The organism is Halorubrum tibetense, from assembly GCF_042661865.1.
Classification (GTDB): Archaea; Halobacteriota; Halobacteria; order Halobacteriales; family Haloferacaceae; genus Halorubrum; species Halorubrum tibetense.
In genome coordinates this window covers 1-507 of sequence record NZ_JBHSWW010000753.1, presented here as the reverse complement: position 1 = coordinate 507, position 507 = coordinate 1, and the positions used below count along the sequence as shown (strand labels likewise).

Genomic DNA, 507 nt, shown 5'->3' with positions numbered 1-507 from the left:
CCTAGAATAATTTCAGTTGAGAGCACACCGGCAATGTACCTATAGACCTTTTTCTTTCCAAGGCCAGACTTCACCAGCCTGTCAAAGGCAGGGCCAACGGCAGGGGTTTCATCATTCGACTTTTGGTTGTCAATCACTTGGCAAAGAGTGTCAAAGTCGTATCCGCATTCTTCTATATCTTCTATACTTTTCATAACCTTTCCATTTCTTGCATAATTCGCTGCAACCAAGAGCGTCCGTCGCACCTCAGCTCCGTAGTTAACGATTGGAGTTTTTACATTGCACCTACATCAAAAATCGTAGAAAAACTCTAATTCACTCCGCCCCTTTTATCGGCCAAGAGTGAATTTTGTCTGGTTGAACGTGCTTGCGAATGATAAGCCATACTTATCACTCGGTACAACCCAGTCAGGGTTGGTCTCGGAGAGTAAAGAATCCCCGTCCTTTATGCCTCCTCTCTTCTTTTCATCTCCAAAGATAACCTTTTTTCGGCCGAGCGACTCGGTC

Annotated in this window: 1 protein-coding gene; it reads right to left on the bottom strand. The window is 45.0% G+C overall.

The window, feature by feature from the left end; genetic code table 11:
• Positions 1–245: hypothetical protein (locus ACFQEU_RS18120; RefSeq protein ID WP_379784428.1), on the bottom strand; the 245-nt coding region annotated here is incomplete at its 3' end.
• Positions 246–507: the final 262 nt, after the last annotated feature.